The 20,185-nt window shown below is 71.6% G+C and carries 16 protein-coding genes and 1 pseudogene; 11 read left to right on the forward strand and 6 right to left on the reverse strand.

Annotation, left to right across the window (positions count from 1 at the left end):
- Positions 1-94 precede the first annotated feature (94 nt).
- Entirely contained in the window at positions 95-820 is a 726-nt protein-coding gene (locus ACODR1_RS02145; RefSeq protein WP_488878976.1) for a CPBP family intramembrane glutamic endopeptidase, read from the reverse strand.
- 143 nt (positions 821-963) lie between these two features.
- On the opposite strand from ACODR1_RS02145, the gene ACODR1_RS02150 reads away from it, so the two are divergent.
- On the forward strand, positions 964-1,635 hold the full coding sequence (locus ACODR1_RS02150) for a hypothetical protein (RefSeq protein WP_488878977.1): 672 nt from the start codon (positions 964-966) through the stop codon (positions 1,633-1,635).
- Positions 1,636-1,639: 4 nt separating this feature from the next.
- On the opposite strand, the gene ACODR1_RS02155 is transcribed toward ACODR1_RS02150, so the two are convergent.
- Positions 1,640-2,386 (reverse strand): hypothetical protein, encoded by a 747-nt coding sequence (locus ACODR1_RS02155; protein WP_488878978.1) that lies wholly within the window; start codon positions 2,384-2,386, stop codon positions 1,640-1,642.
- A 209-nt stretch (positions 2,387-2,595) separates the two neighbouring features.
- Between ACODR1_RS02155 and ACODR1_RS02160 the strand changes: the two genes are divergently transcribed.
- From ACODR1_RS02160 to ACODR1_RS02170, 3 genes are all read left to right on the forward strand, one after another.
- On the forward strand, positions 2,596-4,212 hold the full coding sequence (locus tag ACODR1_RS02160) for a sensor histidine kinase (protein WP_488878979.1): 1,617 nt from the start codon (positions 2,596-2,598) through the stop codon (positions 4,210-4,212).
- 47 nt (positions 4,213-4,259) lie between these two features.
- Positions 4,260-4,847 (forward strand): NUDIX domain-containing protein, encoded by a 588-nt coding sequence (locus ACODR1_RS02165; protein ID WP_488878980.1) that lies wholly within the window; start codon positions 4,260-4,262, stop codon positions 4,845-4,847.
- Between the two features lie 102 nt (positions 4,848-4,949).
- A complete protein-coding gene (locus tag ACODR1_RS02170) occupies positions 4,950-6,005 on the forward strand; it encodes a DUF2855 family protein (protein WP_488878981.1) in 1,056 nt (351 codons plus the stop codon).
- Here ACODR1_RS02170 and ACODR1_RS02175 read toward each other — a convergent pair.
- On the reverse strand, positions 6,002-6,832 hold the full coding sequence (locus tag ACODR1_RS02175; protein ID WP_488878982.1) for a tetratricopeptide repeat protein: 831 nt from the start codon (positions 6,830-6,832) through the stop codon (positions 6,002-6,004). The genes ACODR1_RS02170 and ACODR1_RS02175 overlap by 4 nt on opposite strands.
- An 86-nt stretch (positions 6,833-6,918) precedes the next feature.
- Here ACODR1_RS02175 and ACODR1_RS02180 point away from each other — a divergent pair, with 86 nt between their 5' ends.
- The 6 genes and pseudogenes from ACODR1_RS02180 to ACODR1_RS02205 all read left to right on the forward strand — a co-directional run bounded on the left by ACODR1_RS02180 (position 6,919) and on the right by ACODR1_RS02205 (position 13,932).
- Positions 6,919-8,337 carry a leucyl aminopeptidase family protein gene (locus ACODR1_RS02180; protein ID WP_488878983.1) on the forward strand — a complete coding sequence of 473 codons (1,419 nt, stop codon included), beginning with the start codon at positions 6,919-6,921 and terminating at the stop codon, positions 8,335-8,337.
- Entirely contained in the window at positions 8,337-9,167 is an 831-nt protein-coding gene (locus tag ACODR1_RS02185; protein ID WP_488878984.1) for a C40 family peptidase, read from the forward strand. Before ACODR1_RS02180 ends, ACODR1_RS02185 begins: the two co-directional genes overlap by 1 nt.
- A gap of 143 nt (positions 9,168-9,310) precedes the next feature.
- Positions 9,311-11,476 carry a TonB-dependent receptor gene (locus ACODR1_RS02190; protein WP_488878985.1) on the forward strand — a complete coding sequence of 722 codons (2,166 nt, stop codon included), beginning with the start codon at positions 9,311-9,313 and terminating at the stop codon, positions 11,474-11,476.
- Positions 11,386-12,566: pseudogene (locus ACODR1_RS02195) on the forward strand (PepSY-associated TM helix domain-containing protein). The gene ACODR1_RS02190 and the pseudogene ACODR1_RS02195 overlap by 91 nt, the downstream one beginning before the upstream one ends.
- Positions 12,563-12,745, forward strand: a complete 183-nt coding sequence (locus ACODR1_RS02200) for a hypothetical protein (protein WP_488878986.1) — start codon at positions 12,563-12,565, stop codon at positions 12,743-12,745. Before ACODR1_RS02195 ends, ACODR1_RS02200 begins: the two are co-directional and overlap by 4 nt.
- Positions 12,746-12,990: 245 nt before the next feature.
- Positions 12,991-13,932 (forward strand): hypothetical protein, encoded by a 942-nt coding sequence (locus ACODR1_RS02205; RefSeq protein WP_488878987.1) that lies wholly within the window; start codon positions 12,991-12,993, stop codon positions 13,930-13,932.
- A 39-nt stretch (positions 13,933-13,971) separates the two neighbouring features.
- On the opposite strand, the gene rnhB is transcribed toward ACODR1_RS02205, so the two are convergent.
- Positions 13,972-14,625, reverse strand: coding sequence for a ribonuclease HII (gene rnhB, locus ACODR1_RS02210; RefSeq protein ID WP_488878988.1), 654 nt, complete (start codon positions 14,623-14,625; stop codon positions 13,972-13,974).
- Between the two features lie 129 nt (positions 14,626-14,754).
- Between rnhB and ACODR1_RS02215 the strand changes: the two genes are divergently transcribed.
- Positions 14,755-16,203 (forward strand): serine hydrolase, encoded by a 1,449-nt coding sequence (locus ACODR1_RS02215; protein WP_488878989.1) that lies wholly within the window; start codon positions 14,755-14,757, stop codon positions 16,201-16,203.
- Between the two features lie 22 nt (positions 16,204-16,225).
- Here ACODR1_RS02215 and ACODR1_RS02220 read toward each other — a convergent pair whose 3' ends face one another.
- Positions 16,226-19,279 (reverse strand): DUF2339 domain-containing protein, encoded by a 3,054-nt coding sequence (locus ACODR1_RS02220; protein ID WP_488878990.1) that lies wholly within the window; start codon positions 19,277-19,279, stop codon positions 16,226-16,228.
- Positions 19,280-19,539: 260 nt separating this feature from the next.
- Entirely contained in the window at positions 19,540-20,160 is a 621-nt protein-coding gene (locus ACODR1_RS02225; RefSeq protein WP_488878991.1) for a DNA-3-methyladenine glycosylase I, read from the reverse strand.
- Positions 20,161-20,185: the final 25 nt, after the last annotated feature.

Here is a 20,185-nt window from a genome sequence, read left to right on the forward strand (position 1 = left end):
GCCGCGAGTGAGGGGCGGTGGATAAGCGACGAGCCGAGCGATGTCAACCGCGCAAAAGCGCCGGAAGCTGAGTCAGGCCAAGGGCTTGGGCGCGCTAGGTCCGGGCGCTTCCCAATAGCACCAGCGCGAAGATCGACCAGTCCAGGGTGAGGTGGGCCGCAAACGAGGACCAGACGCTTTTCGTCAGCAGGTAGGGAATCGTCAGCACCAGCCGCGCCACGCCGATCACCAGCAGCACCTGGACGAGGTTCCAGCCGTAGGTCGGCAGGTGCAGCAGACCGAAGATTGCCGCCGAAACGATCCAGGCTGCGAGGATCGAGGCGCCGCGCGGCAGGACCAGTCGCCGACGGCACAGGGTCAGCACCGCCAGAAAGGGCAGGACGGTCACCAGCTCCTCGCCCAGCAGCTGCGGCGCGGTCCCGGCGATGAACACCGCCCGCTCCATGGGCTCCAGATGAAGCAGGATCCCGGCGACGGGATTGGCCTGCGCCAAGCCTCCCTTGCCATAGAAGAACGCCACGACGCCGGAGACCAGCAGCGCCAGCGGCGTGAACGCCAGGCCCAGCAGCAGGTCGCGGGCGGCAGGCCGCGGGAACAGCGCCGTCCATCGCCTGCCCGCCGCCAACGCCAGGCCGACCAGGGGCAGGGTCACGAAGAGCAAGGGGCCGATGAGGCCCGGCGCCTGGCCCGCCTCGCCGCGCGGGATCAGGATCAGCGCCAGAAAGCCGGCGACGCAGCCGCCCAGGGCCAGCATCCAGCCGAGCCCCGACAGGGCGACCGGCTCGCCGAGGTAGTAGGGAAAGTCGCGCCGGGTGGCCATGCTCGAAGCTCCGCTGTCGCGGGATTTAGGCCCGGCTTCGCCATGCGTGTATAGCTTCCGCCGCGCCCGCGACGGTCGAAAGGCTGGAAACCCGCCGAACGCCGCTGCTATCACCGGCAGGAGCGACGAACGAGGCGCACGCCGTGGACCTGCTGAAGATCCTGAGAAGCTTCGAGGAACTGCTCTTCGAAGCCATGACCTGGCTCTATTTCTATCCGCGCACCATGCTGCGGATCGTCACCCGCCCGCTCACCGCCATGGCCTATTCCGATCGCGAGGAAGGCCAGCCCGAGGACCAGCGCTACGACGACTCGCTGAGCCCGCCGGTGTTGCTCATCATCACCCTTGTGATCGCCAACGCCCTGGCCTGGGCGCTGCACGCGCCGCAACCGCAAGGGGCCACGCCCCTGGCCAAGGCGGTCTTCGACTCCCAGCAGAACCTGCTGATGTTCCGTTGCCTGCTGTTTGGCATGACCCCGCTGGTCGTCACCCTGACCCTGCTGAGCAAACAGGGCCACGCCGTCTCGCGCCGAACCTTGCGCAAGCCGTTCTACGCCCAGTGCTACCTAGCCGCGCCGACAACATTGTGCGTTTCGCTGGGCCTGATGGCCGTGCAGCGCGGCGGGACGGCCTGGAGCGCGGCGGGCTGCGCCTTGATCCTGGCCGCGACCGCCTGGCTGATCCTCACCGAAGGCCGCTGGCTGTCGAAGCACCTGAAGATCAGCAAGGCGCGCGCGACCGTCATGGCCATCGCCGCCCTGGCGCGCGCCCTCTTCTACATGCTGCTGATCGTGCTGCCGCTGGCGCTGCTGTGACCGCTCAGTAGGGGTTCATCGCCCGCACCTGGCCGTCCGACGAGACCGTGCAGCGCGAGCGGTACGAGCCCGTGGCCATGGTCAGTTCCCAGTCGCCGCGGCCAAGGTCGCGGACGCTGATCGGCACGCTGCTGCCGTAGGGGCGGCTCTGGTACTCGTCGGCCCGGCGCGAGCAGGCGTCCTGGGCCGCACGCGGGGCGTTGCGCACATAGCGGGAGTTGGAGAAGCGGCGGTTGTCGCGCTCGGACTGCCCGGCGAGATAGCCTTCGTGATAGCCCTCGCTCTCGTGGCGATCGTCGTAGTCGGAACCGTACATCGCCGCCTGGTAGCCGCGCTCGTACTCGGCGTCGTGGTCGCGGTCGGCGTCGTCGTGCTTCTTCTTGTGGGCCGCCAGGGCGGCGGCCAGGCCGACGATGGCGACGCCCGCCACCACCGCCGAGGCGTCCGAGCCCGAGCTCTTCTTGCGGCACATGTTGCGGGCCTCGACGATGGTCAGGTAGCGGCCGTCGCGGGTGGTGACCTGCACGCATTCGTCGCCGCGCCGCCAGTAACCGAACTTGGCCGAGCCGCCCTCGTCCACGTGGTCCAGCGCGTAGCCGCGGGCCTGCAGTTCGCTCTCGCCGTCGGCGGCGCGGGCGCCGACCAGGTCGCGCAGGTTCGACGGGATCTGGGCGCAGGCCGGCGCGACCGCGGCCCCTGAGATCAAGCCCGCCAGGGCGACGGCGGCGACAAGCTGACGACGGACGGACATGCGGCGGCTCCATGACGGGATCGGGGCCGCGTCGCGCGCCCCATGCCTGGTTGAACCATGCCATGTTGACACGGCAAAGACGCAAAGCCGGCAATTCGCGACGGTTCGGCAAGAAATTTCGTCCGCCGTTAAACGGCGATCAAACATGACCGCATAAGGTCGCCGCTCCCGACTTTCCACCGGCCGCGCAGGCCCTTCAGGAGCGCCTCGTGCCCCAGCGTCCGTTCCGTTTCCTCGACCGCCGGGCCGATCGGCCGGCCGCGTCGAACGAGAACGACGCCGGCTGGCTGCGCTACCGCCACCTCAAGGTCGAGGCGGTCATCTTCCTGCTGGTGCTGGTCACCTTCGCCGCGGTGCTGGGCAAGAGCGCCCTCACCCGCCAGGCGCTGGAACTGACCCCGGGATCGACCCAGTTCGCCGGCTACGCCTTCGCCGATTACGAGACCGGCGGCCGCTCGACGGTGACGCCCGATCCGGACCGGCCGATGGCCTGGTCGTGCGAGATCCGCGCGGGCGTCGCCTATCCCTACTGCGGCTACGGCCTGCTGCTGAACCCCGGCGCCAAGGCCCGGGGCCTCGACTTCTCGCGCTTCCAGACCCTGACCCTGCAACTGCACTGGCGCGGCGAGGCCGACCGCCTGAAGGTGGTGGTCAAGACCGCCCCGCCGGCCGCCCTGCGCGCGCGGCTGGGCGACATGGACGTACCGCTGGGGGCCGAGGTCTCGGTGGTCCCCGGCGCCAACACCATCGTCTTGCCGCTCGACCGGCTGGAGCCCGAGCAGTGGTGGCTGTCGAGCCACGGGCTGTCGCGCCGCGACGTCGGCGCGGACTTCTCCGAGGTGCGCGCGATCGCCGTCGCCGTCAGCGGCGCGGCGCCCGGCCCGCTGTCCGTGTCGATGGACGCCGTGCGCGCCGAGGGCGTCCAGCTGTCGGACGAGCAGTGGTACCTGATTATCCTGGGCGTCTGGCTGTTGATGATCGGCGCCTTCCTGGTGCATCGCCTGCTGGGCATGCGCCGCGATTTCGAGGCCCGCCAGCGCCAGCAGGCGGACGAGGCCCTCGCCCTGTCGGACGCTCGCATCGCCGCCGAGACCGCCAACGCCGCCAAGTCGCAGTTCCTCAGCCATATGAGCCACGAACTGCGCACGCCGCTGAACGCGGTGATCGGCTACAGCTACTGGCTCAGCCGCGGGAACCTGGATGCCCGGCAGCGCACGGCCGTCGACGCCATCCGCTCCAGCGGCGAGCATCTGCTGGCGGTCATCACCGACATCCTCGACCTGGCCAAGATCGAGGCGGGCAAGCTGGACCTGCAGCCGGTCGCCTTCGACCTGGCTGCGTGCCTGGCCGAGCTGGATCCGATGTTCCGCCTGCGGGCCGAGGAAAAGGGCCTGGCCTTCGCCGTCGCCATGGCCCCCGAGGTCCCGTCCCAGATCGTCGCCGATCCCAAGCGGCTGCGGCAGGTGCTGATCAACCTGCTGGGCAACGCCGTGAAGTTCACCGACGCCGGCTCGGTCACCCTGCGGGTCGAGCGCCTGGAGGGCGAGGCGGGCGACACGGCGCGCCTTGCCTTCACGGTGGAGGACACCGGTGTCGGCATCGCCGCCGACCAGTTGGACGCCATCTTCCGGCCGTTCGAGCAGGTGGGCGACGCCTCGCGCCACGAGGGCGGCTCCGGCCTTGGCCTCAGCATCACCCGCCAGATCGTCGAGACCATGGGCGGGACGATCGGCGTCGACAGCACCCTTGGCCGGGGCAGCCGCTTCGTCGTCGAGGCGAGCGTCGGGTTGACGCAGGCGCGGCTGGCGCCGCAGCAGATCGCCTGAGGCTCGCCTGGACGCGAGCCTTCAAGGCCCGTAACGGAGTTCCCGCCATGTCCATCGCCGATCGCATCCGCGTCGAGGACGTCACCGTGCTGTCCGACGACTGGTACACGCTGAAGAAGACCACCTTCTCGTACCTGCGCGCCGACGGGACCTGGCAGCGCCAGTCGCGCGAGACCTACGACCGGGGCAACGGCGCGACGATCCTGCTCTATGACCCGGCCCGCCGCACCGTCGTGCTGGTCGGCCAGTTCCGCTATCCGGCCTTCGTCAACGGCCACGACGACCTGTTGATCGAGGCGCCCGCCGGCCTGCTCGACGACGCCGACCCCGAGACCCGCATCCGCGCCGAGGTCGAGGAAGAGACCGGCTTCCGGATCGACAAGGTGCGCAAGATCTTCGACGCCTTCATGAGCCCCGGCTCGGTGACCGAGCGCCTGCACTTCTTCGTCGGCGAGTACGGTCCGGGCGACCGCGTCTCGGCCGGCGGCGGCGAGGCCGACGAGGGCGAGGACATCGCCGTCCACGAGGTCACGATCGAAGAGGCTCTGGCGATGGTCGACTCCGGCGCCATCCGCGACGCCAAGACGATCATGCTGCTGCAGTACGCGGCGCTGCGGATCTTCCCGGCGGGGTAGCCCCCTCGCCATCCGGGCCGGAGAACAGAATTCAAACAATCGTTTGACTTCCGGCAAGTCCGACCGCCTACTCCCGCTCGTCGCTCGCCGAGGGAGTAGGCCATGGCCTGGGATTTTCTGGTCGCCAAGTCCGACCTGCGCGCCACGCGCTTCGAAGAAGCCGGACCGCCGCCGCTGGAGGACGGCCAGGTCCGGCTGGCGATCGAGAACTTCGCCCTGACCGCCAACAACGTCACCTACGCCGCCTTCGGCGAGGCCATGCGCTACTGGGACTTCTTCCCCGGCCCCGAGGGCTGGGGTCGGGTTCCGGTCTGGGGTCACGCCCGGGTCGAGGCCTCGGCCCATCCCGAGGTCGCGGTCGGGCGGCGGTTCTACGGCTACCTGCCGATGTCGACGCACCTGACGGTGCAGGCCCGGCCCGGCCGCACGGGCCTCGTCGACACCGCGCCCCATCGCCAGGGCCTGGCGGCCGCCTACAACCACTATCAGGCGGTGGACGACGACCCGCGCCAGGACGACCACCGCGCCCTGCTGCAGCCGCTGTTCATCACCTCGTTCCTGATCGAGGACTTCCTCGACGAGCACGCCGGCTTCGGCGCTGGGTCGATCGTGCTGACCAGCGCCTCGGCCAAGACCGCGATCGGCCTGGCCCACCTGCTGAAACAGCGCGGGGCGGCCAAGGTCGTCGGCCTGACCTCGCCGCGCGGCCGCGCCTTCGTCGAGGGCCTGGGCGTCTACGACCAGGTGCTGGCCTATGACGACCTGCCGGGCGCAGCGATCGCGCGGCCGGCGGTCTCCGTCGACTTCGCCGGCGACGCGGGCGTGCTGAAGGCCATTCACGAGACCTTCGGCGAGGAACTGGCCTATTCGATGCTGGTCGGCGGCGCCCACTGGGAGGCCGGCGGCCGCCAGGGCGGCCTGCCCGGGCCCAGGCCGGTGTTCTTCTTCGCGCCCGACCGCATCGCCAAGCGGCGCCAGGACTGGGGTCCGGGCGGGTTCGAGCAGCGCTACGACGAGGCCTGGGCCGGCTTCGTCGCCGACGCCCCGCGCTGGCTGCACGCCCGGCGCTCGCAAGGCCCCGAGGCGATAGCGGCGGCCTGGCTGGCCCAGGTCAACGGCGAGACCCGGCCGGATGTCGGGGTGACGCTGGCGCCCTAGCCGCCGGCCTTGACCGCGCCCCAGGTGCGAGTGGCCGAGCCCTGGCCCAGGGCCGCGCGCAGCCAGGCCAGGTTGTTGTCGACCATCTGCGGCGGCAGGTCCTGGCGGGCCATGCGCTCGGCCTCGTCGACGCGGCCCTGCAGGCCGACGATCAAGGCCAGGTTCTGGCGGATCTGAATGGTCGAGGACGGCATGGCCACGGCCTTGCGCAGCAGGGTCTCGGCGCCGGCCAGATCGCCGTGCCCGGCCAGGTACATGGCGAGGTTGGCGGCGGGAGCGGCCTCGTTCGGCGCCAGGGCCACGGCCTGGCGGTGGGCGACGAGCGCCTCGTCGTCACGCTTGGACTGTTCCAGCGCCACGCCCAGCAAGGATTGCGGACGCCAGTCCTTCGGCGCGGCGGCGGCGGCGGTCCTGGCCGGCTCGATGGCGAAGAAGCCCTCGCCGCGGGCCAGTTGCACGCGCGCCGACTCCAGCAGCGCCTCGACATTGTTGGGATGTGAAACCAGCACGCGGCCGGCGGCAGACGCGGCGTCGTCATAGCGCCCCAGGGCGCGCAGGGCCTGGGACAGCCCCACCCCGGCGTCGGCGTCGCGCGGGTCGGCCTCGAACTCGGCGCTCCAGAAGGCGGCGCGGGCCAGCGGGTCCATGCGGGCGGCCTCGGCGCGCTCGGCGGCGCCGGCCTTGCGCGGCGCGACCGGCTGGGCGGCGACCGGGGCGCTGGCGGCGGTCTTGCCCGCCTTGTCGCCCTTGCCGGCGGCCAGGGCCGGAACGCTCAGCAGAAGAATGGGCGTCAGGACGGTTGCGAGCAGGGCAGGCTTGCGACACATGGAAGGCATGTCTCCGGAAGGTCGGCCGAGCATCGCGCGGCCCCCTCAAGGAATCGTTAAGCATAAATTCGCGAAGGCCCCGGCCCATGACCGAACCCCTGATCACCGCCTCCTCGCGCGGCGCCGCCGATGGCCCCGTGATCCCGGTGCACGCCCTGTGGGAAGACGAGCTGACGGCCTTCCTCGACGCGCGGCGCAGCTTCGTGCGCGGCTTCGCCCAACTGTCGGACTTCTCGGCCAAGGCCGGCCAGACGGTGGCCGTGCCCACCCCCGAAGGCGCGCTCGACCGCGTGCTTTTCGGCCTGGGACAACGGGTCAAGGGCAGCAAGGCCGACGCCATGGCCTTCCGCGCCCTGCCGGCCAAGCTGCCGGCCGGCGACTATCGCCTGCACGCCACGCCTGAGGGCCTGGACCCGGCCCAGATCGCCCTGGCCTTCGCCCTGGGGACCTATCGCTTCGACCGCTTCAAGGCCCGCGGCGCCGACGGGGCGCGACGCCTTGTCGCGGCGGACGGCGTCGATGTCGCCGAGATCCAGGCGATCGCCCACGCCTGCGCCCTGGCCCGCGACATGGTCAACAGCCCGGCCAACGCCATGGGCCCGCGCCAGATCGAGACCATCGCCCGCGAGATCGCCGAGCAGTTCGGCGCCGGTTTCTCGGCCATCGTCGGCGACGATCTGCTGGAGCAGAACTATCCGGCCGTCCACGCGGTGGGCCGCGCCGCCGTGCCGGAGCGCGCGCCGCGCATGCTCGAGATCCAGTGGGGCGACGAGAAGAACCCCGTCGTGGCCATCGTCGGCAAGGGCGTGGTGTTCGACACCGGCGGCCTGGACATCAAGCCCTCGGCCGGCATGCGGCTGATGAAGAAGGACATGGGCGGCGCCGCCCACGCTCTTGCTCTCGCGCGCATGGTCATGGCCGCCAAGCTGCCGGTGCGCCTGGTCGTGCTGGTCCCGGTGGTCGAGAACGCCATCGCCGGCGACGCCATGCGGCCGGGCGACGTGCTCGACAGCCGCGCGGGCCTCTCCATCGAGGTCGGCAACACCGACGCCGAAGGGCGCCTGATCCTGGCCGACGCCCTGACCCGGGCGGGCGAGCTGTCGCCGGCCCTGACCATCGATCTCGCCACCCTGACCGGGGCGGCGCGCATCGCCCTGGGCCCGCAGGTGATCCCCTTCTACACCCCCGACGACGCCCTGGCCGGGCAGATCGAGGCCGGCGCCCGCAAGGCCGCCGACCCCGTCTGGCGCATGCCGCTGTGGGACGGCTATCGCGAGGCGCTGGAAAGCGACGTCGCCGACCTGAAGAACGATCCCGACGGCTGGGCCCAGGCCGGCTCGGTGACGGCCGCCCTGTTCCTGCAGCGGTTCGCGCCGACCACCGGATCGTGGGTGCACCTCGATATCTTCGCCTGGAACCCCAAGGGCGCGCCCGGCCGTCCCAGCGGCGGCGAGGCCCAGGCCATCCGCGGTCTCTATGCGATGCTGAAGAGCCGGTTCGCCTGATGGATCCGCGCCTCACCCTGGCCCGCCCGGACCTCGCCGACATCGCCCTGCAGGGCGTGGTGGCCGCCGAACGCTACGACGCCCCCAAGGCCTGGCAGGTCGCCGTTCCGGCGGCCGCCCTGCGCAAGGCCCCGGCCGCCGACGCCGAGCAATGGACCCAGCTGCTGTTCGGCGAACGCTTTTCGGTGCTCGACGTGCAGGACGGCTTCGCCTGGGGCCAGGGCGCGCGCGACGGCTATGTGGGCTGGGTGGCGCAGGCTGATCTGGCCCCGCTCGGCGAGCCGGCGACCCACCAGGTGGCGGGCTTGCGGACCTATGCGTTCAGCGAGCCCAACATCAAGTCGCGTCCCGAGGGGCTCTATTCCCTGGGGGCGCTGGTGAGCGTGGAGGCCCGCGACGGCCGCTTCGCCAAGGGCGCGGGCACGGGCTGGTTCATCGAGGCCCACCTGACCCCGATCGGCCTGGCGAGCGCGGTCGACCCAGCCGAGGTCGCCCTCGGCTTCCTGGGCGCGCCCTATCAGTGGGGCGGGCGGGAGAGCCTGGGCTTGGACTGCTCGGGCCTGGTGCAGCAGGCCCTGGCCGCAACGGGCCGCGCCGCCCCACGCGACACCGACATGCAGTTTTCGTTCTTCCAGCCCATCGACGAGGCCGAGCGCCGGCGCGGCGACCTGGTGTTCTGGAAGGGCCACGTGGCGATCCTGCTGGACCGCGACACCATCGTCCACGCCAACGCCCACCACATGGCCGTGGCGATCGAGCCCCTGGCGCAGGCCATCGCCCGCATCGACGCCGCGGGCGTCGGTCAGCCGACCGGGTGGCGGCGGCCGTAAACGTCGGCCACCCGACAATTCCACAGCCAAAACGCGAGTTACGGCAACAGGTTACCGCCAAACTCGCCCATCGAGCGCCCCGTTGTTGTCACGACAGCGCTTTCCCTCTATCGCGACGCATTCTCACCTGTCGGAGAAATGCCGTGTCGTCCCGCCTCGCCCTGCTGCTGTCCACCGCCCTGCTCGCTCCCCTGGCCGCGAGCCCTGCCCTGGCGCAGGACGCCGACGCCACGGCCGTCGAGGAAGTGATCGTCACCGGCTCGCAGGTGCGCCTGCCGCCCGCCTATGCCGGCGGCCAGGTGGCCAAGGGCGCACGCGTGGGCCTGCTCGGCGCGCTCGACACCATGGACACCCCGTTCTCGGTGGTCAGCTACACCGAAGAGCTGATCCGCAACCAGCAGGCCATCAGCATCGGCGACGTGCTGCAGAACGACCCGACAGTGCGCGTCACCAAGGGCTTCGGCAACTTCCAGGAGCTGTACGTGGTGCGCGGCTTCCCCGTGTATTCCGACGACATGACCTATAACGGCCTCTACGGCGTGCTGCCCCGGCAGTTCGTGGCCGCCGAGCTGGTCGAGCGTGTCGACGTCTTCCGCGGCGCCAACGCCTTCCTAAACGGCGCGGCCCCGGGCGGCAGCGGCGTCGGCGGCGCCTTCAACCTGGTGCCCAAGCGGGCTGGCAACAGCCCTCTGACCCGCGTCACCGCCGGCTGGGACGGCGGCGAGCAGCTCTACGCCACCGCCGACGTGGCCCGGCGCTTTGGCCAGGGCGACGCCTACGGCGCGCGCCTGAACCTGGGCCTGCACGGCGGCGAGACCAATATCGACGGCCAGGACCGTGACCTGAAGGTGGTCGGCCTGGGTCTGGACCGCCGCGGCGAGCGCGCCCGCTTCTCGGCCGACCTCGGCTGGCAGGACCACCACATCGACGCCCCGCGCCCGACCGTCACCCCGGCCGGCGCGATCCCCAAGGCCCCGTCGGCCGGCAGGAACTTCGCCCAGGACTGGACCTACACCGACGAGCGCCAGCTGTTCGGCGCGGCCCGCGGCGAGTTCGACCTGACCGACAACGTCAGCGCCTGGGCCGCGATCGGCGGCCGCAAGGGCAAGGAAGACAACGTCCTGGCCAACCCGACCGCCCAGGCGGACGGCACGATCAGCGCCTATCGCTTCGACAACGTCCGCCAGGACACGATCGTCTCGGCGGACGCAGGCCTGCGCGCCAAGTTCGAAACGGGCTCGGTGGGCCACAGCATCGTCGCCTCGGTCGCCCAGGTGAACCTGAAGTCGCGCAACGCCTACGCCTTCTCCAACTTCGCGGGCTTCACCAGCAGCCTCTACACGCCGGTGCAGGTCGCCAAGCCGGCGGCCGACTTCTTCATCGGCGGTTCGCTGTCTGACCCGAACGTCACCGAACGCTCCAAGACCCGCAGCGTCGCGATCGCCGACACCCTGTCGTTCCTGGACGAGCGCGTGCTGGTCACCGCCGGCGTCCGCTACCAGGAGATCGAGACCCGCTCGTACGACTACAACACCGGCGCGCGCAGCGGCGCCTATGACGGCGACGCCACCACCCCGGCGGTGGCCGTGGTCTACAAGCCGACCGGCCAGATCTCGCTCTATGCGAACTACGCCCAGGCCCTGATCCCCGGCAAGACGGCCCCAGGCACGGTCAACGGCGTGGTCGTGGCCAATGCCGGCGAGATCCTGTCGCCGTTCCGCGGCGAGCAGACCGAGCTGGGCGCCAAGTACGACGCCGGCTCGTTCGGCGGTACGATCAGCCTGTTCCGCACCACCCAGCCCAGCGAATATTTCGACACCGCCAGCCGCATCTACAGCGCCGGCGGCGAGCAGAAGAACCAGGGCGTCGAACTGACCGCCTATGGCGAGCTGACGCCGGGCCTGCGCCTGATCGGCGGCGCGACCTGGGTCGACGCCAAGGTCGAGCGCGCCCTCGACGCCTCGCTGGAAGGCAAGTCGCCGATCGGCGTGCCGGAGTTCCAGACCAACCTCAATGTCGAGTACGACGTCGCCGCGCTCGAGGGCCTGACCGTCGAGGGCCGCGCCGTCTACACCGGCTCGCAGGCCGCCAACGCGACCAACAGCGTCAAGCTGGGGTCCTGGACCCGCTTCGACATCGGCGCGCGCTACGCCTTCGAGGCCGGCGATCGTCCGATCACGCTGCGCGCCCGCATCGAGAACCTGGCCGACAAGAACCAGTGGGTGGCGGTCGGCGGCTATCCGGGCGCCAACTACCTGACGCTGGGCGCCCCGCGCACCCTGCGCCTGTCGGTCACCACGGACTTCTAAGCCCGCGATGAAGCCGTCGACGCTCCGCGCCTGGTCGTGGGTCCACAAGTGGTCGAGCCTGGTCTCGACCCTATTCCTGCTGATGCTGTGCGTCACCGGCCTTCCGCTCGTGTTCACCCACGAGATCGAGGAGGTCGCGATGCACCAGGCCTGGGCGCCGGCCCATCCGGACGGCCCCAAGCTGAGCCTCGACCAGGTGCTGGAGACGGCGCTCGCCCGCAAGCCGGGCGAGGTCGCCGCCTTCATGAGCTTCGACGTGGAACGGCCGGTGGTGAACGTCACCACCGTCCAGCCGGGCAAGTCAGGCTACAGCTTCCAGCCGATCGACCAGACCAGCGGCGATCCCGCCCCCTCGGTGGCGGGTCATCCGGTGATGGAGTTCCTGCTCCAGCTGCACACCGACATGTTCCTGGGCCTGGCGGGCATGCTGTTCCTCGGCGCCATGGGCCTCCTGCTGGTGGCCGCCCTGGTCTCGGGCGTCGTCCTCTACGCCCCGTTCATGCGCAAGCTGCCGTTCGGCGCGGTGCGGGCCCGCAAGGCGGCCCGCACCCGCTGGCTCGACTACCACAACCTTCTGGGCGCGGTGACCCTGGCCTGGGTTCTGGTCGTGGGCGTCACCGGGGTGGTCAACACCCTGGCCACGCCGATCATCGGCTACTGGAAGAACACGGCGCTGAAGGAGCTCACACAGGCCTATGACAAGCCCGCACCGACGGGCGAGCGCAGCTCGCTGGCCGCCGCGGTCGAACGCGCCAAGCTGGCCCTGCCGGGCAAGCAGCTGCAGTTCGTGGCCTTCCCCGGCAGCAGCTATTCGACCGACCACCACTATGCAGTGTTCTTCCACGGCGACACGCCGCTGACCGCCCACCTGACCACCCCGGCCCTGATCGACGCCCGCACCGGCCAGCTGTCGGCCGTGGCCCCCACGCCCTGGTACGTGAAGACCCTGTCGCTGTCGCAGCCGCTGCACTTCGGCGACTACGGCGGCCTGCCGCTGAAGATCCTGTGGGCGCTGCTCGACCTCGCCACCATCGTGATCCTGGGCTCGGGCGTCTATCTGTGGCTGGTCAAGCGCGGAAGCGTGCGATGAGCCGCCCGCATCTGACCCTCTGGCAGATGTTCCGCATCCCGGTCGTGGTGGCGGCGCTCAGCCTTTTCGGCCTGGTGGCCGCCTTGCTCGAAGACGGGATCTGGGACTGGATCGGCGCGGCGGCGCTGGGCGTATCGGTCGCGGTGACGGCGTGGGCGCTGGTCGCGCGGCGACGCTGATCGATTTTCCAGGGAAGGTTCCAGGAGCGGGAGGCGCGCCCCCGCACGCTTCCCGCTCCCCCCGTCGGCCTCCAGCCCCCCAGCCGGATCACGAACGGTTCGCGACCTGTCCTCCCCCGAGGACCGTCGCAGTCGGACGGCGCGGACTGTAAGCGGCGCGCGCTGGAGAAAAATACTCGTCTCGCTACTCATTCTGAGCGCTTCGCGGTCTTGCGCCCGGCCCGCGCGCTTGCTCTGTTCCAGCGATGCTTGATCCGCCGGCGACATCCCGCCCCTCCGCCCCCGCGCCGGCGCGCCGCCTGGGCGAGGAAGTCCGCGCCTCGCTGATCTATGTGCGCGACACCATCGAGATCACCCGCGGCGACCACGACCTGCTCGACGCCTGGATCCTGACCGCCGCGCTGGACGCCAACATGTCCACGGTGATGCGCGATCCCGCGCTGATGGCGGTCTATGGCGGAGCGGCGGAATCCGCGCCCGACGAGTTGCGGCGGCCGGTCAGCGTCAACGCCATCGCCCAGTCACTGGTCCTGCCGTTCGAGACCGTGCGCCGGCGGGTGCTGCGACTGGCGCGCGAGGGCCTGTGCGTGGTCGGGCCGCAGGGCGTCGTGGTGCCCAACGGCGCGGTGACCACCAGCGCCTACCGCGTCCAGATGCAGGCCCGCAGCGATCGGGCCCGCCGCTTCCACCACGACCTGAAGGCCATCGGCGCCCTGGCGGCGAACGAGCCGGCCGAGGGCGGCGTCGAGGAGGCCCCGCCCCTGCGGGCGTTGAACTGGGCGCTGTCGGAATATGTGCTGCGCGCCTGCAACGACCTGATCGCCCTGACCGGCGCCCTGATCGCCAGCCGCGTGCTGCTGGAACTGGTGGTGGCCAATATCGAGGCGCTGGCGGCGCAGGACCTGCCGGCCTGGGCCCGCGATCCCGCCGCGACCGGCCAGGCCGCGCGGACGGCGGCCCTGGCCCGCTCGCTGCGGGTGCCGCCCGAGACCGTCCGCCGCCACCTGAACGGGCTGGAGGCGCAGGGATTCTGCCTGCGCCGGCCGGACGGCTGGGTCGCCGCCGCTCCGCCGGACGCCCTGCCCCGCCTGGCCGCCATGGCGCAGGCCAACCACGCCAACCTCAAGCGCCTGTTCGCGCGGCTGCGCCAGCTGGGGGCGCTGGCGGTCTGGGAAGCGGAGGCCTGACGGTCTCTGGGCGCTTTGGGCGCCCGCGCCGGCCCGGACCTAGGCTTCGTCGCCGTCCATCGGGCCGTCCATCGGGCCGCCCAGCCCGCCCGCGAGCGCCAGCTTCACCGGGGCCCAGCCCAGGCGGTGGATCGGCGAGGGGCCGAGCTTCCTCAGGCCCTCCAGGTGGATCGGGGCGTGATAGCCCTTGTGGCCGGCGAAGCCGTAGCCGGGATAGACCGCGTCCATCTCGACCATGATGCGGTCGCGGGCTTCCTTGGCCAGGATCGAGGCCGCGGCGATCGAGCACGACAGGCTGTCGCCCTTGACCACGGTCTTGACCTCGCACGGCAGGACGAAGCGATAATTGCCGTCGACCAGGGCGAAGCTGGGCTTCACCGACAGGCCCTCGACTGCGCGCCGCATGGCCAGGCCCGCGGCGTGCAGGATGTTGAGCTCCGCGATCTCCTCGACGCTGGCCATGCCCACGCACCAGGCGAGCGCCATGTCCTTGATCTCGTCCTCCAGGGCCGCGCGGGCCTTGGCCGAGAGCTTCTTGGAGTCGTTGAGTCCCTTGGGGATGCGCGCCGGATCCAGGATCACGGCGGCGGCGCTGACCGGCCCGGCCCACGGCCCGCGGCCGGCCTCGTCGACCCCGCAGACCGGTCCCGGTCCGCAGGCGGCTTCCAGCATCATGTCGGGTCCGGTCGGCATGGGCCCTTCCTAGGCGGGTTCGCCGGGGAAGGAAACCGGCGCCGCATGACCGAAGATTAACTGGCCCGCCACGCTCCGGGCTGGTCCCTTGCCCGCCGGGGCGGGGACAGCTCCAGGGGTAATCGCATCATGAACCGCCGCGCCTTGCTGGCGGCCGGACTGGCCTGTCCGGCGCTCGCCGCCTCAACCTTCGTCGCTTCGCCACTGGCCTTCGCCGCCGATCCGGCCCCGGCCGACCGCGCCGACGCCCTCGTCCGGCGGTTCATGGCCGACCGCCACGTGCCCGGCGCGCAGGTGGTGGTGGTCAAGGACGGGGCGATCGTCTTCTCGCGGGTCTATGGCGTGGCCGACCTGGCCAGCGGGACCAAGGCGACGCCGACCACCACCTTCCCGATCAACTCGATCACCAAGGCCTTCACCGGTGTTGCAGCCATGCGCGAGGTCGAGGCCGGGCGCCTGGATCTCGACAAGCCGATCGGCGCCTACGTCGAGGGCCTGCCGGAGGCCTGGCGCACAATCCAGGTGCGCCGCCTGCTCAGCCACACCTCGGGCCTGCCCGATTTCGTGCCGCGCCAAAAGGACGGCGGGGTCGAGGAAGCCGTCGCCTGGAACGAGGCCCTGGCCGCGCCGGTGCTGTTCCCGCCCGGCCAGCGCTTCCACTACTGCCAGACCAACTACGCCCTGGTGCAGATGGCGATCGACCGCGGACGCGGCCTGCCGGTGACCACGCCGCTGGGCGGGGAACAGTTCGCCATCGCCGGCATGAAGAGCTCGCGCTACGGCGACAGCCTCGATCCGGGCCCTCGCCGCACCGCCTCGTACACCTACCGCAAGGAGGCTCCCGACCAGCCGAGCCTGCGCAAGGAGGTGTTCTCGCCGCTGGCCCGCGCCGCCGCGGGCCTGGACAGCACCGGCGACGACATGGGCCGCTGGATGATCGCCCTGATGGACGGCCGCCTGCTGGGCCCCGCCGCCCGCAAGACCATGTGGACCCAAGACGCCTACACCGACGGCAAGCTGGGCCAGTGGGGCATGGGCTGGCTGGTGCTGGAGCGGCCCGACCGCCTGGTGGTCGGCATGACCGGCGGCAGCCGCAACGCCGTCTATCTCTATCCGGACGACAGGGTCGGGGTGGCGATCCTCAGCAACCTGGCCGGCGGCACGCCCGAGGACGCCATCGACGAGATCGCCCAGCTGTTCGTGCCCGGCATGAAGCTGACCGGGGTGGCGGCCCTGCGCGCGGCCCTGGCCGGCCAGCCCCAGACCGCCTTCGCCGGGGTGATCGCCAAGCAGCGCCAGGCCCCCGGCTTCAAGCCGGCCGAGCATGAGCTGAACGACTGGGGCTATCGCCTGCTGGCCTTCGGCGAGCCGGCCAAGGCGCTGGCGGTGCTGGCCCTGACCGCCGAGTTGTTTCCCAACAGCGGCAACGCCCAGGACAGCCTGGCCGAGGCCTATGCCGTCAACGGCGACAAGGCCGCCGCCATCGTCCACTACCGCCGCTCGCTGGCGCTCGATCCGGGCAACACCAACGCGGTCAACCGGCTGAAGGGCCTGGAGACGCCGACGCCCGGAAGCTGACGGGCCAGGCCCCGGGGCCGGCTCAGCCGGCCTCGGGCGGCTGCGGGACCTCCGGGGTCTTCGCGCCGCGTGCATTGAGACGGCGCACCAGCACCGCCCCGCCCAGCAGCAGGGCGCCGACGGCCAGGAACGAGGCGGCGCGGACCACGCCCTCCAGCCGCGCCAGGTCGACCAGCAGCACCTTGGCCGCGGTCAGCAGCAGCACCGCCAAGCCGGCCCAACGCAGCACCGCGTCCTTGCGGGCCGAGCCCAGGCTCAGCACCACAAGGCCGAAGGCGGCCCAGACGGCCGAGAAGGTCCAGGTCTCCAGCCCGCCGGCGTCGATCGACGCGCCCATGGCCCGACCATGGAAGCCGTAGCGGACAACCAGGCTGACCAGCACGAACAGCACGCCCACGGCGCTGGCCCGGGCCGTCGTTCCGAACGGCCCTCCCCGGCGACCAAGCTCCAGCAAAAGGACCGCGCCCGCGCCGTGGGCCAGGGCCAGCAGCAGGGCGGCGGCCAGGGACGAAAGCTCCGCCTGCCCAGGGCCCCACCAGGGATTCGCCAGCAGGCCAAACACCAGAACCGCGAAGACCAGGGCGATCCAGCCGACGACGGGCGCGGCGCGCGCCAGCCAGCTGGCGGCCGGCCGCGCGGCCAGGCGCGGGTCGAAGAAGCCGCGCGCGGCGGCCAGGGCCAGCACCGCATAGCCGGCGATCTCGCCCCGGCCGATCTCGGCGTCGTGCATGGCCTGGCCATGGATCCCGTGGCGCAGGGCCATGGCCGCCCACAGCAGGCCGAAGGCCGCGGCCCCGACCACCCAGCCGCGGCCGGCGGCGTCGACCGGCCGCCGCCAGGCCGCGACGGCCAGCAGCAGGGCCGGCGCCAGGTAGGACAGCAGCAGGGTGTTCAGCAGCGGCGGTCCGGCCGGAACCTCGCCCCATCCCCACCAGGGATTGGCCAGCAGCCCCTGGAACAGCAGGCCGTGGGCGAGCCCCCCGCCGATCACCAACAGGGTGCGCCAGCGGGCCACCCGGCCGTCGTCCAGGCGCTGGCGAAGGACCAGCACCAGGCCCGCGGCCAACAGGATCAGGGTCCGCAGCGAGGCCTCCAGCAGGAACGTCGAGGCGCCGCCAGGCTTGCCGACCACAAGCACGTGCACGCCGATGAACAGGCCCAGCAGCAGGACCATCAGGGCCGACGCGCCCTGCGCCTCGGCCTCGTTGCGGCGTCCGGCCGCCTTCAGCAGCCAGGCGGCGACGAAGGCGATCGCGGCGGCGGCGCCCGACACGGCCGCCATCAGCGGCAGCGGCAGAGGCGGACTGCCCTCCAGCGCCGGGCCGATGAAGGCCGGGCGCAGCATGACGACCAGGGCCAGCAGCCCGGCGACGACGCTGGCCTCGGCCAGGCCCCGCCAGGGAAGGCGGCGGGCGGCGAAGGCCAGGACCAGGGCGGCGACCGCGAAGGCGGCCGGCTCGAACCGCGGCTGGACGGCGCCGTGAACGGCCAGGAAGACCATCTCGGCGGCCGCGCCCAGCCACAGCGCCAGGCCAAGGTCGCGCGATGGATCCTCGGACCGGCGGGCGATCGGGATCGAAAGACCGAACAGGCCCGCGCCCAGCAGGGCGGCCGGGCTCCAGGCATAGCCGAAGCGGGCTTCGTCGAGCAGCATCCAGGCCAGGCTGGCGGCCACGGCCGTCGTGATCCCGGCGATGGCCAGCATCTGCGTCCGCTGGCGTCCGTGCAGCCGCAGCGCCGCCGGCAGGGCCGTCAGGGGCGCGGCCGCCAGCAGCAGATGCAGCCACGGCGGCCGCGCGGCGATCCCCACGTCGACGCCCTCGAACAGCAGGCAGGCCATGGCGGCGAAGGCGGTGACGATGGCCGGGGCGGCGAACAGACCAGGCGGCGCGACGCGCGCAGCGATCGCCAGGGCGGTCAGGCCCAGCAGGACCACGCTCAGCACGCCGGAGGCGGCTCCGGCCGGGCTCGGCGGGGCGAACCAGACCGCCAGGGCCAGCACGCTGGCGCCGAGCAGCGCCGTCATGGCGGCCTGGCGCATGCGCAGCACCTCTGCTTGCGTCTCGCCCGTCCGACGACGACGCCACAGCGCGGCCAGCGGTCCGCCGGCGGCCAGGGCGACGAGGACGGCGGCGGCGGCGTACTGCCTGTCGGCCAGGGGCGGCAGGCTCAACACCGCCACGCCGGCGGCGGTGGCCAGGCTGGTCCGGCCCCAGCGTCTCCCGGCCGCCAGCACGAAGCCGGTGGCGCCGATCAGGATGGCGTAAGCCTCGAAGACGATCGGCGACCAGGACGAGATTCCGGTGACGATGGGGGTGGCGGCGGCCCCGACCATGGCCACCAGGGCCAGCGGCTCGCCGTGGCGCAGCGACAGCGCCAGCAGCCCCAGCGACACCGACGCCGCAAGGCTCGCGGCCAGCCAGAACGGGATCAGGTGATAGAGGCCGTGAGCCGCGCAGACCGCGCCGTACAGGGTGACCGCCCCGGCCCCGGCGGCGATGGCGGCGGCCAGCAGGTGGCGGCTCATCTCGGTCTTGCGGCGCAGGATCCACTCGCTGGCCAGCCCCATCAGCACGCCCAGCACCACCGCCGCGGCGATCCGCAGCGGCGGGGTGAAGATGCCCTTCTGGGCGGCGTAGGCCACCAGCAGCAGGCCGCCCAGGGCCAGGCCTCCGCCGCCGATCCAGGCCAGGCCGTTCTCGGCCAGCCAGGTGGAGGCCGCCTCGCGGGTGATGATCGGCCGCTCGACACGGATAGAGCGCGGGGCGGGCGCCGGAATGGGCCGGGGATCAGAGACCGGCTCGACAGACGGCGGCGCGCGCGGCGGCTCGGCAGCCTTGGGCTCGATCGCCCAGGGCGATGGTTGCGGCGCCTGCTGGGTCGGCTCGGGCCCGAACGGCTTTGGCGCGATCGGCGCGGCGGCTTCGCGCGGCGCGGAAGGCCCCGCCGCCTCCAGAGAGGCCTTCAGGCGCTCCAGTTCGACCAGGGCCTTGCTCAGCTGGCGCTTGACCAGGTCGAGCGACTGGTGCTGCACCGCGATCCACACCGTCAGGCCGACGATGAACACCCATTCCATGCCGCGACACGCCCCCGAACGCCAACGCCTCGCTCTAGCACGGAACGGTTGAGGCCGCACAGGCGCGCCGCAGGGGGGCCTGTCAACGGGGTCGTACTCTATGCCTTAGCTATAAAGGTCGTCATCCCGGCCGGAGGCCCGCATAGCGGGCCGCAGAGCCGGGACCCAGGGGCCACCAGCAGTGCGCCCGCCCCTGGGTCCCGGATAAGCGCTTCGCGCTTTCCGGGATGACGATCGATTTAGCATTGATTTTAAAGACTTTATCTCTCCAGAAAATTGAGCTCCCCCTGGTGACGATGCCCCAGCGCCTTGCATTCCTCGTGGCGGAAGCAGGTGACGAAGTGGTCGTTGACCATGCCGACCGCCTGCATGAAGGCATAGACGATCACCGGACCGCAGAACTTGTAGCCCTTGGCCTTCAGCGCCTTGGCCATGTCGACCGCCAGCGGCGTCTGGGCCGGGACGTCGCCCATGCCGGTGAAGGCGTTCTGGATCGGCGCGTCGCCGACGATGTCCCACAGGAAGCGCGAGAAGTCCTCGCCGCGCTCGCGCATGTCGAGATAGATCCGCGCGCCGTTGATGGCCGCGTCGATCTTGGCGTTGGAGCGGATGATGCCGGCGTCGGCCATCAGCCGGGCGCGGTCGGCCTCGCCGAACCTAGCCACGACCTCGGGATCGAAGTTGGCGAAGGCCTCGCGGAAGGCCTCGCGCTTGCGCAGTATGGTGATCCACGACAGCCCGGCCTGGAAGCCGTCGAGCACGAGCTTTTCCCAAAGGGCGCGGCCGTCCCACTCGGGCACGCCCCACTCGGTGTCGTGGTAGGCCTCGTACAGCGGGTCGCCGTTCATGCCCCGCCAGGTGCAGCGATGGATCTCAGTCATGCCGCGACGCTAGCAGACCGCGCGC

It is taken from the genome of Caulobacter sp. FG7 (genome assembly GCF_057808875.1).